The 1,125-nt window shown below is 34.7% G+C and carries 2 protein-coding genes; both read left to right on the top strand.

Annotated features, from left to right (window positions below; genetic code table 11):
- Positions 1-362 (top strand): tyrosine-type recombinase/integrase (locus ACWCXX_RS41490; protein WP_451136526.1); only part of this gene is annotated, 362 nt, incomplete at its 5' end.
- A 186-nt stretch (positions 363-548) separates the two neighbouring features.
- The coding region (locus ACWCXX_RS41485) for a hypothetical protein (protein ID WP_451136524.1) at positions 549-1,125 on the top strand (577 nt) is incomplete at its 3' end.

Below are 1,125 nucleotides of genomic sequence, written 5' to 3'. Positions count from 1 at the left end.
CCGAGCAAAAGACGAAGAAAACGAAACGCTTTTTGATTCCACGGGCCACAAGAGAGTTGATCGAGTCGTATACGCGCGATATGAGCCCGTCTGCATGGTTGTTTCCTAGTCAGAAAGGAAACGGACCCATTTCGACCACACAAGCGTACAGGGTCCTACAAAAGGCGGCAGAAGCGCTTGGACGAAAGGATATCGGTACACATACCATGCGCAAAACGTTTGGGTATCATCATTACAAGCAACATAAGGATGTCGCAGTGTTACAGCAGTTATTTAATCATTCCGCACCTTCGATCACGATGCAGTACATAGGGGTCACAGAAGATGAAGTGGATGCGACAATGGAGGACTTTTCTTTGTGAGAGGATTTTCTATGAGAAGATTTGGTTAAATTTAATGTGACTACCGAATAAAATTGTTAATTATTTCTAAAACACTAGTAGTGTTTTTTCTGTATAAGAAAAATGCGTAGGAAATAATACCTTTACTTATTCATCTAACTACTGTAGTTTGATATATATATAATTTTAGGAGGTATTTTACATAAAATGAAGAAATTTATCTATGTTTTAATGAGTTCTACACTAGTAATGAGTACGTTAGCATTCGCAGCACCAAATCAAAAGGTATCAGCTTCAGAATTAAACTATGTTTCAGATAACTTCGAAATTATCACTGATACAGAAGAAAAATCTGAATATATTTTAAAAGTGGATGGCCAAGAAATTCATTATATTGAAACAGTTACAACAATTGATGAAGATACTAAAGAAATAGAGACAAAAGCTTATAATGAAGAGACAAATGAACTTTTACAACATTTCACGAGCGTAGTAAAAGAAGATAAAATTGTAGATCAAGACGTAATAAGTTTTGAAGAGTTGCCTCAATCTCAACAAGAAGATTCAACCATAGTTAATAATGGTGGCATTGCACTATTTGCTAGTGTTACTAGCAATAAATCTTTGATAACATATTTAGGTATTAAGTACTCAACAAATCATACTACCAATATAGGTTCCGCTGATTATGCTGGTTTAAAAACAAAAAAAGTTAACCTTACGACTGCGTCTGCAAAAAATAGACAGGCTTATAATAGTTATACGCAAAATGTAGATAGTTTAA

It is taken from the genome of Streptomyces sp. NPDC001732, assembly GCF_053596315.1.
This window is presented reverse-complemented; position numbering and strand designations above follow the sequence as displayed.